At 61.6% G+C, this 13,825-nt stretch carries 11 protein-coding genes and 1 tRNA gene; 4 read left to right on the top strand and 8 right to left on the bottom strand.

Going from position 1 to position 13,825, the window contains the following annotated elements:
- Positions 1-19: 19 nt before the first annotated feature.
- The 4 genes from KSAC_RS08485 to KSAC_RS08470 form a co-directional block, all read right to left on the bottom strand.
- Positions 20-1,060: an NAD-dependent epimerase/dehydratase family protein gene (locus KSAC_RS08485; protein WP_132305090.1), complete on the bottom strand. Its 1,041-nt coding sequence runs from the start codon at positions 1,058-1,060 to the stop codon at positions 20-22.
- A 527-nt stretch (positions 1,061-1,587) separates the two neighbouring features.
- Positions 1,588-1,662, bottom strand: a tRNA-Thr gene (locus tag KSAC_RS08480).
- A 98-nt stretch (positions 1,663-1,760) separates the two neighbouring features.
- Positions 1,761-2,174 carry an RNA polymerase-binding protein DksA gene (gene dksA, locus KSAC_RS08475; protein ID WP_102325402.1) on the bottom strand — a complete coding sequence of 138 codons (414 nt, stop codon included), beginning with the start codon at positions 2,172-2,174 and terminating at the stop codon, positions 1,761-1,763.
- A gap of 110 nt (positions 2,175-2,284) precedes the next feature.
- Entirely contained in the window at positions 2,285-3,925 is a 1,641-nt protein-coding gene (locus tag KSAC_RS08470; RefSeq protein ID WP_308410035.1) for an efflux transporter outer membrane subunit, read from the bottom strand.
- 171 nt (positions 3,926-4,096) lie between these two features.
- Here KSAC_RS08470 and KSAC_RS08465 point away from each other — a divergent pair, with 171 nt between their 5' ends.
- The gene (locus KSAC_RS08465; RefSeq protein WP_132305088.1) at positions 4,097-4,798 is read left to right on the top strand and encodes a TetR/AcrR family transcriptional regulator; all 702 of its coding nucleotides are present in this window, start codon (positions 4,097-4,099) and stop codon (positions 4,796-4,798) included.
- A 364-nt stretch (positions 4,799-5,162) separates the two neighbouring features.
- Positions 5,163-7,361: a TonB-dependent receptor gene (locus tag KSAC_RS08460; RefSeq protein ID WP_102325405.1), complete on the top strand. Its 2,199-nt coding sequence runs from the start codon at positions 5,163-5,165 to the stop codon at positions 7,359-7,361.
- A gap of 110 nt (positions 7,362-7,471) precedes the next feature.
- On the opposite strand, the gene KSAC_RS08455 is transcribed toward KSAC_RS08460, so the two are convergent.
- Together KSAC_RS08455 and KSAC_RS08450 are read right to left on the bottom strand one after the other, a co-directional pair.
- Complete coding sequence (locus KSAC_RS08455) at positions 7,472-8,812, bottom strand: ammonium transporter (protein ID WP_371207733.1); 1,341 nt, start codon at positions 8,810-8,812, stop codon at positions 7,472-7,474.
- A 26-nt stretch (positions 8,813-8,838) separates the two neighbouring features.
- The gene (locus tag KSAC_RS08450) at positions 8,839-9,177 is read right to left on the bottom strand and encodes a P-II family nitrogen regulator (RefSeq protein WP_102325407.1); all 339 of its coding nucleotides are present in this window, start codon (positions 9,175-9,177) and stop codon (positions 8,839-8,841) included.
- 220 nt (positions 9,178-9,397) lie between these two features.
- Between KSAC_RS08450 and KSAC_RS08445 the strand changes: the two genes are divergently transcribed.
- Positions 9,398-11,086 (top strand): alginate export family protein, encoded by a 1,689-nt coding sequence (locus tag KSAC_RS08445; protein WP_132305086.1) that lies wholly within the window; start codon positions 9,398-9,400, stop codon positions 11,084-11,086.
- A 103-nt stretch (positions 11,087-11,189) separates the two neighbouring features.
- A complete protein-coding gene (locus KSAC_RS08440; RefSeq protein WP_132306184.1) occupies positions 11,190-12,464 on the top strand; it encodes a chloride channel protein in 1,275 nt (424 codons plus the stop codon).
- A gap of 177 nt (positions 12,465-12,641) precedes the next feature.
- Here KSAC_RS08440 and KSAC_RS17260 read toward each other — a convergent pair whose 3' ends face one another.
- Together KSAC_RS17260 and KSAC_RS08435 are read right to left on the bottom strand one after the other, a co-directional pair.
- Complete coding sequence (locus KSAC_RS17260) at positions 12,642-12,815, bottom strand: hypothetical protein (RefSeq protein WP_162900425.1); 174 nt, start codon at positions 12,813-12,815, stop codon at positions 12,642-12,644.
- A gap of 109 nt (positions 12,816-12,924) precedes the next feature.
- Positions 12,925-13,779: an aromatic ring-hydroxylating oxygenase subunit alpha gene (locus KSAC_RS08435; protein ID WP_102325410.1), complete on the bottom strand. Its 855-nt coding sequence runs from the start codon at positions 13,777-13,779 to the stop codon at positions 12,925-12,927.
- Positions 13,780-13,825 lie beyond the last annotated feature (46 nt).

Genomic DNA, 13,825 nt, shown 5'->3' with positions numbered 1-13,825 from the left:
CTCTGGTTTTCCCATCGGCTTACAGCGCGTGCCCGCAATCCTGTTCCGTGGGCGCGGTAGCGGCGGGAACCCTGTAATAGTCCCTGTACCACGCAACGAATTCATCCACGCCCGCCTGCACGGGCGTGGCGGGGGCGAAGCCGGTCAGGGCCTGCAGGGCGGAGCAGTCCGCCCATGTGCGCGGCATGTCACCGGGCTGCATGGGCAGGTTGTTGCGGATGGCGGTCCTGCCCAGCGCCTTCTCGATCGCCGCGATGAATGCCAGCAGGCTGACAGGCTGGCCGTTACCGATATTGATGACACGATAAGGTGCTACCGGACTGGCGCCGGGGTCGCTTTCACCCGCCTTGCAGGGTGGTTTCGTACAGAGCAGGCGCACCGCTTCGACCAGATCGTCAATATAGGTGAAGTCCCGCGCCATATCGCCGTTGTTATAAACGTCGATCGGCCTGTCATGCAGCATGCTGTCGGTAAACCGGAACAGGGCCATGTCCGGTCGGCCCCATGGGCCATAAACGGTAAAGAAACGGAATGCCGTGACCGGAATTTTCCACAGATAGGAATAGGAATGGGCCAGTTCCTCCGCCGCTTTCTTGGTGGCGGCGTAAAGGCTGAGCGGGTGGTCGCAGCGTTGGGATTCAACAAAGGGCAGATCCCGGTTCGCCCCGTAGACGGAAGACGTCGAAGCCATCATCAGGTGGTCGGGCGCATGCTGGCGGACCTGTTCCAGCACGTTGTAGGTACCGACAAGGTTGGCATTGATATAGGCGCCGGGATTTTCCAGGCTGTACCGCACGCCCGCCTGCGCCGCCAGATGGATCACCAGTTCCGGCCTGCACCGTGCAAATGCGTCGCCGACGGCCTGCGCATCTTCCAGCATGAATTCGTTACAGGCAAAGGTGTCAAAGGCGCGTAGCATGGCGTGGCGCTGGCGTTTGAGCGTGACATCGTAATAAGGGGTCATGCCGTCGATGCCCGTTACCCTATGCCCGTCCGCCAGCAGGCGGCGTGCGATATGGTAGCCGATGAATCCGGCAGTGCCCGTAACAAGAATACGCATCCAAAACTCCAGCGGGTACATACGACCCGTGCTGCTTTACCCTGTCTGTTCCATATGTGGTGCTGTGCTGTTTACATTCCCGCCTGACGGTTGGCACGTCTGTAGCCTGAGGGGCAGACGTGCAAATCCCTGCGGTGCCTGTAGCGGCCCGCTTTTCCCGCGGTAGCGGTCACGACATGTTCTGACATACCAGTCCGGTCAGGGGCGGTCAGGTCTCTTCAGGAATATGTGATGGATGCGGGGGGCGGTGCATGCCTGTCGATATCGCGGGAAGGGGATCTGCGAGGATCAGGACCGTGTTCAGCAGGCCCGTCGCCAAAGCGGGCCTGAAGTATATGATGCCGCACATGCTACGCCATTGAATGGCGATGGCCGGGGTGTTTTTGCGATGGTCGCCATGATCGAACGGGTTTACGGACATCCGGTCCGGACTGGCGGAAAAAGGCTATCGACGCACTATCGGTATTCCCTGGTCCATATGGTCCAGACGACACGAAAATGCGGAGCAAAAAAATATAGGGAAATCATGGTGCTGCTGGACAGGATTGAACTGTCGACCTCTCCCTTACCAAGGGAGTGCTCTACCACTGAGCTACAGCAGCACTGTATGCGCGCTTCCTAACTTTTCCTGTCCCGGCTGGCAACCCCTTATTTGCCGTGTTCTGACTAATTGGGGCTGCTGGCCGGTTGGAAGGGCGTACTAGTCGTCGCGATGGATGCGTTCCATGCGTTCATGGCGTTCCTGCGCTTCGATCGACAGGGTGGCGATCGGGCGGGCTTCCAGCCGTTTCAGGCCGATGGGTTCGCCCGTTTCCTCGCAGTAGCCATAGGTGCCCGCCTCAACCCGCTGAAGGGCCTGGTTGATCTTGGAAATCAGCTTGCGTGCGCGATCACGCGTGCGCAGTTCCAGCGCCCGGTCGGTCTCGACGCTGGCGCGGTCGGTAATATCCGCTTCGTGGATACCGCCTTCAGACAGGCTGGCCAGCGTCTCATCCGCTTCCTTGAGCAGATCGGCCCGCCATCTCAACAGCTTCAGGCGGAAATATTCCACCTGCTGCGGGTTCATGAACTCCTCATCCTCCGAAGGGCGATAATCGGGGGGCAATGTAATCATTATGACAGATCCCTGCGCCGTGGTTCCACATGGCGGCCACTGGCCAGCCAGTCGGGAACGGGGCGGCTTATACTAGCAAGGGGCGTGCGCGCCAAGCCTTTAACGCAGTTTCATGCGGGTTGACGTGCAGTGGAAGGGGCGGGCGAAGCCGCCTGCGATCCGGTCGCAACCGGGGTTGGGGTGGTGGCAGTCTGCTTCGTGCGACGGACCGGTTCGGGGTAGGTCGTCTCCCATCCACCGCCCAACGCATTGTACAGGCGCACAAGATTGCCCGATATGGTGGCCCGGCTGGTGGTCAGGTCGGATTGCGCGGACAGATACTGGCGCTGTGTATCCAGCACGGTCAGGTACGTGACCATACCGTTACGATACTGGTCCTGTGCCAGTTGCAGGGCGTGACGGCTGGCATCGGCGCGCTGGGCCAGGTTGTCATTGCGGATCTGCTCGTCCGTATAGGCGGTAAGGGCGTTGTCCACGTCGTGCCATGCGCCCAGCACGGTCTGCTGGTACGAAATGGCGGCTTCCTTCTGCGCGGCCTTGCGCAGTTCAAGCTGTCCACGCAGCCTGCCGCCCTGAAACAGGGGCAGCGTGATGGAGGGGCCGACATTCCATGCCTTGGCGTTCCAGAACCCCAGATCGCGGAAGGACAGGGACTCGAACCCGAAACCCGCATTGATGGTGACGCGGGGATAGAACTCGGCCACGGCCTCGCCCACCTGTGCGATGGCCGCGTGCAGGTTGGCTTCCGCGCGGCGGATATCGGGGCGGCGGCGGGCCAGTTCGGACGGTACGCCCACCGGCACGCGCGGCGGCACGGGGGGAATGGCCGATGCGGTCAGCAGTTCATCGGACAGGGCGCGCGGCGGCTCACCCATAAGCAGGCTCAGCGCATTGACCTGCACGGTAAGCTGCTGCCCAAGCTGGGGGATCTGCGCCAGCGTATTTTCATACTGCGCGCGGGCCTGCTCCACTTCCAGATTGCTGGCCAGTCCCTTGCTGTAACGCTGCTGGTTCAGGTCCAGCATGGATTTCGCCACATCGCGGTTTTCCATCACGATGCGTAGCTGTTCCTGCGTGTTACGCAGTTCCATGTAATCGCGCGCCACTTCGGACTGGCGGGAAATCAGCATGCCGCGCCGGGCTTCGTTCGTGGCCTGCGTTTCGGCGGCGGCAGCTTCGTACTGGCGGCGCACGCGGCCCCACAGGTCAACTTCCCATGTGGCGTCGATGCTGTCGCGCCACTGGTTGAACAGGGGAATCTTGGCCTGGCCGGGAGAGGGTGCGTACTGGGAAAATACAGGATTATTGCTTAGTTGCGGATCGCTTTCCACATCGGTCACGATACGCTGCAGCATCTTGGTGCTGTACTGCTGACGCGCATACGAACCGGTAGCCGACATGGCAGGGTAGCGTTCTGCACCGGCAATGCGCAGTTCCGCGCGGCTCTGGGCCATGCGGTACGCATAGCGGCGCACGTCAAGGTTGTCTGTCGCCACGCGCTGCTCAAGCTTTGTCAGCTCCGCATCGTGGAAAATATTCCACCATGCGGCATCCGGTTCATCGGACGTGATCTGGCTTTCGACCTTGGGCGGCTGGCCTTTCGCGTCGGTTGCGGCCTGAATCCGGTCCGGGCCGCCATACTGTTTGGGCGTCCACGGTGTGGGTTTATGGAAATTCGGGCCGACCGCGCACCCGGCGGTCACGACCGACAACCCGACCACTGCCGTGCGCCATGAAATTCCCCTACCCACCAACGCGGCCCCCTGTTGTCCCTGTAACAGTTAATATAAATCTGTCCTGCACGGCATGGTTTCGCTACCATGGCATGAATGACCGATCAGTTCGGTCAGTCCCCTAGCCTATCGGCTTTCCTCACGGGGTCAATCGAAAGTACGCACCGACTTGGGAGCAGGATGATTTCAATGGGCGCTACGCCAGACCATTCAGGCCAGATGCAGGCGCAGGACTGCCCGCTTTCCGGTGCCTCCGCTGCCAAGCGCCAGCAGATACTGGCTGGTGCCGCCCGTGTTTTTGCCGAAAATGGATATGAAGGCGCCAGCATGTCCGGCATCGCGCGCGATGCCGGGGTATCGAAGGGGACGCTGTATAATTATTTCGACAGCAAGGCCACGCTCTTCTCCGCCTTTGTGGAAGAATGCGCGTGTGAAAAGATGCCGCTACTGTTCAGCCGGATTGACGAAGGGGCCAACCTTACGGAATCGCTGGAACATCTGGCGGTCGCCATGATCCGGCTGCTGACTTCGCCGCTGTCACTCATGCTCAACCGCATCATCATTTCCGAAGCAGGCAAGTTCCCCACACTGGCCGAAACCTTCTGGAAACATGGTCCGCAGAAGGCGATCAACATCCTGTCCGCATGGCTCATGCAGCATAACGATGCCGGTATCCTGAACATTCCCGACCCGGTTTTCGCCGCCGAACAGTTTTATGCCCTGTGCCAGACCCGCATTGCCGCGCGGGCGCGCCTGCAACTGCCGGTCAATACGGATCAGGCGCATATTGATTTCATCGCCCGTTCGGCCGTGCGCACCTTCCTTAACGCCTATCTGCGCGAGGGGCCGCGCCTGCCGCCCGTCGTTATGGAAACGCCCCCGAACGACTGAGCGCATACCAGTCCATCCGCCGGTTCTTATGACAGTTCCAGCCTGAAAAGGGGGACGTTTCCCGGTGTGTACGTCTGCCGGCATCGCCCCGTGCGGTGCGCGGTCCGGCGCGCCTGCGGGCGCAAGCGTGAAATGGTTTTCTCCCCTCCCGATCCTTCCTGACACTGTCCCCATCCGGGGCGACATGAGGTGTTTGCATGCCCGGTAGCGGGCGCGTGGATCGGCTGCCTGATTTTATGTTGCGAAAATACAACATGTACCGATTGGCGGCGCATCGCCTGCATTTTCATATTGTTATGTTATATTGTACCAAATAAAGCTGCGCATCCCGAAATCTTCCCTCCGGATGCGAGCCCGTTTCACCATGATGCGCTTATGGTTTTCCTCCCGTTCCCTGCCTCCCGCCATGCTCGTGGCCATGACGGCGCTGACCCCGCCGGGTGCCGCCATCGCCCAGACCGTGACGGCCGCGACCCCGTCCGCCACCACCGGCACGCAGGCGGCGGATACCGGTGTCACGCACCTGTCCTCCGCCCCGGATACAATGACCGTGACCGCGAAACTGGACCGTGCCCGCGTGCAGTTGCAGCCTTCGACAGGGGCGACGGTACATGCCTTCAGCCGCAAGGCGCTTGAAACCATTCCCGGCGGCGACAATGCGGGGCTGAATTCCGTGCTGTTGCAGGCCCCCGGCGTGGCGCAGGACAGTTACGGGCAGATCCATGTGCGCGGCGACCATAACGAGGTGCAGTTCCGCCTTGATGGCGTCCAGTTGCCTGAAGGCATGAATGTATTCGGTCAGACGCTCATGACCCGTTTTGCCGACAACCTTTCCCTGACCACTGGCGCGCTACCGGTGGAATACGGCTTCCTTCAGGCCGGGGTGGTGGACATCACGACCAAGAATGGCGCAACCAACAAGGGGGGCAATGTCTCGATCTATGGCGGTGCGCGGGACTATTTTTTCCCTTCCGCCCAATATGGGGGACAGTTCGGGAAATGGGACTATTTCCTGACCGCCGATTACGTGCATGACCGTGTCGGGATCGAGAACACGACAGCCGCGTTCAACGCGCCGCACGACCTGAGCAACCAGTATCATTTTCTGGGCCATTTACGGTACACGGTGGATGAAAATACCCGTATCAGCCTGATTGCCGGTGTATCGAACGCGCAGTACCAGTTGCCCAATATTGCCGGCCAGCCGCTGTTTGGTGATGATTATACCCGGTTGCTGCCCGGCGCCCCGTCCAGCGGCAACCTGAATGAACGCCAGAAGGAAATCACCGATTTCGGTATCCTGTCCCTACAGAAGGATATCGGGGCGTTCAGCCTGCAGACATCGGTTTTCTCGCGCTACAGCAGCCTTGGCTACAGCCCCGACCCGAATATGGGTGATCTGGCCTATATGGGTATCAGCCAGCATGCCGAACGCTCGGTCATGTCCACCGGCACCCAGAGCGACGTGACATGGCGCGTCCGGCCTGACCATACCATCCGTTTCGGCTTTCAGGTCTTTGCGGAACGGAACATAACCAAGGCGGATGCAACGGTATTCGATGCAAATGACCAGCCCGTCAAAATCCATACCGGCAATGGCCGCACGGGCGACATATATGGCCTGTACGTGCAGGATGAATGGCAGCCCCTGCGCAACGTGACGGTCAATTATGGCCTGCGGTTCGATGGTGTGGGCGAATATACCAATGAACACCAGCTCAGCCCGCGCATAAACGTGGTCTGGCGCGCGTGGAAGGGTGCGACCCTGCATGCGGGATATTCGCGGTACTTCACGCCCCCGCCGTTTGAGGTCGTGGGCGGTGCGGACCTGCAGCAGTTCGCCAATACCTCCGCCGCGGCACCCTCAACGGGAAATGGCACGGTCAAGGCTGAACGCGATCATTACTTCGATGCCGGGATCGAACAGGTGATCGTGCCCGGGTTACGCGTCTCCTTCGACGCCTATTACAAGCTGGCCCATAACCTGATTGATGAAGGGCAGTTCGGCGCGCCCATCATCCTGACGGGGTTTAATTACCGGCGCGGACAGGTGAACGGATATGAGTTCGCCACGTCCTATGATCGCGGGCCGCTCTCGCTATACGGTAATCTCGCGTGGTCGCGCGCGATCGGGAAAGACATCACCAGCGCGCAGTTCAATTTCGACCCCGATGACCTGAACTATATCAGCCATCGCTGGGTACATCTGGATCATGACCAGCGCTGGACCGCATCGGCGGGGGGCGCGTACACGTTCTTCCACCGCACCGGCCATCCCACCCGGCTGTCGGCAACCATGGTTTATGGCAGCGGACTGCGGCAGGATACCGATATTCCCAATGGGGGCGTGGTGCCGCAGTATGCGACGTTCAACATGTCGGTCGTGCAGTCCTTCCGCGATCTGTTCCACTCCCCCTTCTTCCGCACCACGCAGTTGCGGCTGGATGTGACGAACCTGTTCGACCATCCCTACATGCTGCGCAGCGGGACGGGCATCGGCGTGGGGGCACCGCAGTACGGGCTGCGCCGGACGATCCTGACGGGTATTTCACAGGCGTTCTGATCCACCGGCCACAGGCGTATTGCGCAGGGCCTGCGGCATAATGACGGACATAAAAAAAGGGCGGCCCATCGGGGCCGCCCTTTCCATTCAGGGTCAGGGGAAAGAAGGGATCAGGAGTTGATCCGCTCGCCATGCAGGGCCATGTCGAGACCTTCCATTTCCTCATCCGTGGAAACCCGCAGTCCAACCGTCAGGTCCACGACCTTGAGGATGATGAATGTCAGCACCGCGCACCATGCGATGGTGACACCCACGGATTCCGCCTGCGCGATGAACTGCGCGAACGAACCGCTGACGCCTTCCGGGCTGGCGTCGGTGGCGGAAAGTGGCCCGTAGGCGAACACGCCCGTCAGCAGCGCGCCGACAATCCCGCCAATGCCATGCACGCCAAACGCGTCAAGGCTGTCGTCATAGCCCATCATGTGCTTCAGGCCGGTTGCACCCCAGAAGCAGATCACACCTGCCGCCAGGCCGATGACCAGCGCACCGCCCGGCAGCACGAAGCCCGATGCCGGGGTAATGGCCACAAGACCGCCCACGGCACCCGAAATGATGCCCAGAACCGTCGGCTTGCCGGTCTTCATCCATTCGGCGCACATCCAGGACACGCCCGCGGCGGCGCTGGCGATCTGGGTCGTGGCCATGGCCATGCCCGCGCGGCCATTCGCCCCGGCGGCGGAACCCGCATTGAAGCCGAACCAGCCAACCCACAGCAGCGATGCACCGATGATGGCATAGGTCAGGTTGTAGGGAGACAGGTCATCGACGCCATAGCCCTTGCGCCGTCCGATCACCAGTGCCGCCACCAGACCGGCGATACCGGCATTGATATGCACGACCGTGCCACCGGCAAAGTCAATGGCCCCGATCCGGCTCGCGACCCAGCCATCCGGCCCCCAGACCCAGTGGGCGACGGGCACGTAAACCAGCAGCGACCACAGCACGGTGAACAGGCACAGCGCACTGAATTTCATCCGTTCGGCAAACGCACCCGCGATCAGGGCAGGGGTGATGATCGCGAACGTCATCTGGAACGTCATGAACACGCTTTCGGGGATGGTCATGGTCGTTGCGGCCGATGTGCCCGCCGCCATGGTGAACGGTACATCCGCCCCCTTGGAAATACCGGCCCCCAGACCGTTCAGCATCACGCGCGACAGGCCGCCGATGAAGGCGTTGCCGGAGGTGAAGGCCAGGCTGTAGCCCAGCACCATCCACACCACCGTCATGATGCAGCAGATCGCGAATGACTGCATGAGTGTGGCAAGGACGTTCTTCTTGCGGACCATGCCGGCATAGAACAGGCCCAGACCCGGAATGGTCATCATCAGCACAAGTGCGGTGCTGGTCAGCATCCATGCCGTGTCGCCGGTGTCTATCGCAGGGGCGGGCGCATCCGCCGCAAGGGCGGGCAGGCTGGTGGTCAGGGCGCCGATAACCGCTCCCGCCAGTGCGGCTTTCTTGCCAATCTTCGTGATCACAGTGCGTTTTCTCCGGTTTCCTGTGTTCTGATCCGTATTGCCTGTTCCAGATCCAGGACAAAAATCTTTCCATCGCCAATCTTGCCGGTGCAGGCAGCGCTCTGGATCACTTCGACCACCTTGTCGCACTGGCTGTCCGGCACCGCGATCTCAAGCTTGATCTTGGGCAGGAACTGGATGTTGTATTCAGCGCCGCGATAGATTTCGGTCTGGCCCTTCTGGCGGCCATATCCCTTCACTTCGGTTGCCGTCAGCGCGTCCACACCGATGGAGTGCAACCCCTCGCGTACCTCATCGAGCTTGAACGGCTTGATGATGGCAATTACGAATTTCATTGTGTTCCCTTCCTGCCTTGCCCCTGAAATTTTTATTGTCTGTAATTCCGTACATGCAACTATATCTCGAAGCAATATGAAGTTGCTACAGTCTTTCAGGCAGGTCGTTCCTTTATCCATGTGTTGCCGTCCTGCACACCTTTTGGGGTGATCCGGGGTTGCGGTGGGGATAAATGCCGGTATTGGAAAGCATCCGTAACGAAAGGCTTCTTTTCAGCGTATGTCCGTACCTTCCGTCCTGCCCCGCAGGATGTTCGTCCCGTCCCACACCACAAGGGGATGCCTTGGCGCCCTGGCCTGCTGTGTGCCGGTTTCTTCCGCGCTGGCGTCGGTCAGCATCACGGCCCGTCCCGCGTCCGAAACCATTCAGGTTCATGCAGCCGCCACCGTGCCGCCCCCGGCCGAGTACCTGCCATCGCCCAGTCCGGTGGGCCAGCCTATCCGTCCCTCCGCTACGGCGTACCGCCATCCATCCGGCCACCGGTATGACTGGGGCGTGTTCAACCGTGACAACGCGGAGGATTCAGGCTTCGGCGCGGTGGGGCTGTACAGCGTCGCACGCTGGGCGGAGGACTGGAGCTTCCTGCGCAACGCAACGAAGCATGATGATCCGTTCGATGTGCTGAAATACGTCCCGATCACCGGGAATGGTCAGGTATGGGTCAGTTTTTCGGGCGAGACGCGGGTACGCAACTGGTTCGAGAACCGTCCCCTTATGGGAAGCGCGCATGTAACGGATTCCGGGCGTTTTGCGGTGCGTAACCTGTATGGGGCGGACGTGCATGTGGGCACACATGTGCGGCTGTACGGCGAACTGGTCAATGCCGATGCGGGAGGATGGGCGGCTTACGGATACGGCAGCACGTACCGCAAGCATCTGGATGCACAGCAGGCGTTTGTTGAAGTAAAGGGACAGGTGGCCGGGGCAAAGGCGGGATTCCTGTTCGGGCGGCAGGCTTTCCTGGATATGCCGTCCTATGTTCTGTACTACCGCATGTCTTCCAGCGTGCCGCTGGCGTGGAACGGGTTCAGGACATACGCGGTCTGGCCGCGTGTGCGCGTGGATGCGTGGGATTTCGTCGGCACCGACATCACGCCGCGCGGCATGTTTCACGATACGCAGGATTACGGCACGCGGCTGTACGGGGTGGCGACGACATGGGCACCGCCGGATTTCACCTTTGCCGGGCAGACGGGGTATTCGTTCCTCGACCTGTTCTATCTGGGCACCAAGGTGGGTGGCGCGCTGTCCGCCGTGTCCACTCCCGCCTTTACGGTGCAGTCGGGTTCGGCCACGCGTAACAATTTCGGTGGCCGCTGGCATGGCATTGCAGGCCCGATCGAATTTTCCACCGGAGGGATATGGCAGGGGGGCAGTTTCCGGGCCACCGGGCCGAACAGCCCCGCGCGTCCCATCGATGCGTGGTCTGTCAACGCAACGGTGGGCTACCGCATCCCGCGTGACCGGTTCCACAGTTTCATCGCCATGCAGGCGGATGTGTTTTCAGGTGGTGACGCGCGGCGCAATACGATCGGCACCTACGTCCAGCCCTTCAACCCGCAACTGCCTTATGTCGATTCCTCGCTGACCGTATCCGAATCGAACATGATCGATATCGGGCCGGAACTGCGGATGACCTTCTACCGATCGCTCAGCGTGCAGGCGCGCTACCCGGTATACTGGCGGTATTCGACACAGGCGCCCGTGTCGCGACCGGGGTCGCAGTACGCGTTCCAGTATGCGGGGCGGTTTATCGGTTCTGCCCCGCAGGCGACGCTGACATGGACGATCGATCCCCATCTTTCATGGGCGCAGACACTGGCGCGGTTCATGACCTCATCCGCGCTGACGCGCGCGGGTGGCAGCAGCGGGACATATTACATGTCCAGCCTGTCATTGCGCTTCTGAAACCCACCTTGCGCCCCGGCCCTTATCCGGCATACCTGATGCAATCATGACAGCTTCCGCTTCTTCCCCGTCCGCTCCGGCTTCAACCTCGCCATGGCCCGCCATGATGGTGGCGGTCATCGGCACGGGTGTCCTGTCCGGGCTGGGGGGTATTGCGCTGTCCGTAATGCTGCACACGATCCAGCATCTGGCCTATGGCTACGGGCAGGTGGGTGGTCCGCACAACTTCGTACAGGGCGTGAGTGCGGCCCCGCCATGGCGGCGGTTTGTCGCGCTGTGCATGGCGGGCGTGGTGGCGGGTGTGGGCTGGTGGGCGCTTGGGCGTTTTGGCAGGCCACTGGTCAGCATCGCCGCAGCCGTTGGAAAGCAGCCCGGCAGCGGCAGGGTCATGCCGCCTTTGTCTACCGTGGTGCATGTCCTGCTGCAGATCGTGACGGTGGCGCTGGGTTCGCCACTGGGGCGGGAGGTTGCGCCGCGTGAACTCGGTGCCGTGCTGGCCACGGGCACGGGGCGGGTAATGGGCCTTACGGCCGAAGACCGGCGCATCATCATCGCCTGTGGCGCGGGGGCGGGGCTTTCGGCGGTCTATAACGTGCCGCTGGGTGGTGCGCTGTTCATACTGGAAGTGTTGCTGGCCAGTGTGGGGCAGCGCGCCGTGCTGTGCGCGGTTGCGACATCGGCCATCGGGGCGTTCGTGCCTTGGGCAGTGCTGGGCAACGTGCATCAGTATGCAATCGGCCCGATGGCGGTTACGGCCCCCGTGGTACTGTGGGCGCTGTGCGCGGGGCCGGTCATCGGGATTGGCGCGCAGGGGGTCAAGCGGCTGGCGGGTGTGGCGCAGAACCGGGCGGCGAAAGGCCTTTCGCGCATAGGGTGGTGTCTGTTGGTGTTTCCCGCCCTTGGGGTGCTGACCTGCTTCTACCCGCAACTGCCCGGTAACGGGCGCGGGCCGATGCAACTGGCACTGTCGGCGCAGCTCGGGCCTGGCCTTGCGGGCAGCCTGCTGGTGCTGAAGATCATCGTCATCATGGGCGCGCTGCGCGCTGGTGCGGCAGGTGGCCTGCTGACACCCAGCCTGACCATGGGTGCCCTGCTGGCGAGCGTGCTGGCATCGGTATGGAACCTGTGGCTGCCGCCGGTGGAAGTGGGCACCGTGGCCCTGCTGGGAGGTATCGCCTTTCTGGGCACGTTCATGTCCATGCCGCTGACCGCCGTTGCACTGGGTATCGAGTTCACACAGGTCGGGCATGACATGTGGATACCCATTTTCCTGACATCGGCGGGGGCAATGCTGGCCTTCCGCTTCAGCGCGCGGGCAAGGCGCCCGGTGGTGCAGGCGCAGCCCGATGCCCCCGGCAGCGTATCGGCGCGGTCCTGACGGTTACCGGATACAAATAAGGCGGCATCGTTGCCGATGCCGCCTTACCCTGAGGACAGTCGCCGTTTTCGTAATCAACGAACCGTCGCCCTGAATAATTCCACACGCCGCGCGCCCCCACAATCCGGGGGGCGGTCACGTTTCAATGACCGGGCGGCCCTGCGGGACCTGGGCGCATTACGCGGCAAACGGGTCGAAATCACCGTCGTTTTCGCGCACGCTCCACCAGCCTTTGTTCCATTCGGCGTAAGCGGGCAGGGTTTCATCAAACGGGTTTTCGATCAGCGGTTCACCCTTTGTCGCTGCGGCCTTGCCCTGTTCAAAGGCATCCTGCGTGTTCTGTTCGGTCATGTCTGTTCTTCCTGACGTGCGCTGTCTGGCAATGCTGCAGATTTACACCATGCACCCTGCACCGACAGCCCCACGGGATGAACAGGCGTAATGCGCTATGTGCAGGTGTTCAGCTTATGGTGCCGTAGGCGACATTGCGGTCACGCAGCCAGCGGCGGTAGGCGACCGACATGCGATCGGCCATTGTCGGCACCTCCGCCCCGCCGGAAAGCGGCAGGCGGCGCGGACGCTGGTTTTCCAGGATGATGCGGTCCTGCAGGAAGATGGTCTGCTGGAATTCAACCAGACTATCCAGCGCGGAGACATCATCGATCAGGAACATGACCGGATGCGCGCGGCTGCATTCCTGCGTCATGGGCTGGACGAACAGGGTGATGACATCAAAGCGTTCGGGCTGCGCGGGGCAGGTCTTGTACAGCAGGGTAATGAACGGTCCCGCCACGCGGTACAGGTATTCGGTCTCGATTCCACCCGTGGCCGAAAGGGCGGCCTGCGGCTGGTAGAAATGGCAGTCCGTGGCCCAGACTTCGTTGCCGTTTTCGCGCATTTCAATCGTGTAGCGCGCAACTTCCGTATTCGGTTCAGCGCCGAGGATGTTGGTATGCACAAACGGGAAATGCGCCATGTCGAGGAAGTTTTCGACAATGCGCGGCGCGGAGGTGCGCACTGTGAACACCCCGCAGTCCACCACCCTGCGGTCAGGCTCGTCCGCTTCCATAATGGCCGCGATATCGCCCTTTGGCGTGCCAAGGCAGGTCCACAGGCAGCCATAGCGCGCCTGCACCGGCAGCATGCGCTTTTCCGCCACGTCACAGGCAAACGGTTCGCCCCGGCTGTCATGGCCGAAGGTGATGTGCCGGTCCAGCAGCATGGTATCGGTCGGCGTGGTGCGCAGTTGCGACAGCGGGCTGATCACATGCCATTCGCCCAGAACGGTTTCGGCGGCAGAAGGGATTGATGTCATGGCCCGGTTCCTGTTGGGGGGTGGATGATCCATTGCGCGGGGCGCA

Origin of the sequence: Komagataeibacter saccharivorans (genome assembly GCF_004348195.1) — a bacterium.
GTDB lineage: Bacteria > Pseudomonadota > Alphaproteobacteria > Acetobacterales > Acetobacteraceae > Komagataeibacter > Komagataeibacter saccharivorans.
This window is presented reverse-complemented; position numbering and strand designations above follow the sequence as displayed.

Excerpts from the sequence above, each read along its gene's own strand:
- KSAC_RS08485 (WP_132305090.1), bottom strand. The coding sequence starts at position 1,060 with ATGCGTATTCTTGTTACGGGCACTGCCGGATTCATCGGCTACCATATC.
- dksA (WP_102325402.1), bottom strand. The coding sequence starts at position 2,174 with ATGATTACATTGCCCCCCGATTATCGCCCTTCGGAGGATGAGGAGTTC.
- KSAC_RS08465 (WP_132305088.1), top strand. The coding sequence starts at position 4,097 with ATGGGCGCTACGCCAGACCATTCAGGCCAGATGCAGGCGCAGGACTGC.
- KSAC_RS08460 (WP_102325405.1), top strand. The coding sequence starts at position 5,163 with ATGATGCGCTTATGGTTTTCCTCCCGTTCCCTGCCTCCCGCCATGCTC.
- KSAC_RS08450 (WP_102325407.1), bottom strand. The coding sequence starts at position 9,177 with ATGAAATTCGTAATTGCCATCATCAAGCCGTTCAAGCTCGATGAGGTA.
- KSAC_RS08445 (WP_132305086.1), top strand. The coding sequence starts at position 9,398 with ATGTCCGTACCTTCCGTCCTGCCCCGCAGGATGTTCGTCCCGTCCCAC.
- KSAC_RS08440 (WP_132306184.1), top strand. The coding sequence starts at position 11,190 with ATGATGGTGGCGGTCATCGGCACGGGTGTCCTGTCCGGGCTGGGGGGT.
- KSAC_RS17260 (WP_162900425.1), bottom strand. The coding sequence starts at position 12,815 with ATGACCGAACAGAACACGCAGGATGCCTTTGAACAGGGCAAGGCCGCA.
- KSAC_RS08435 (WP_102325410.1), bottom strand. The coding sequence starts at position 13,779 with ATGACATCAATCCCTTCTGCCGCCGAAACCGTTCTGGGCGAATGGCAT.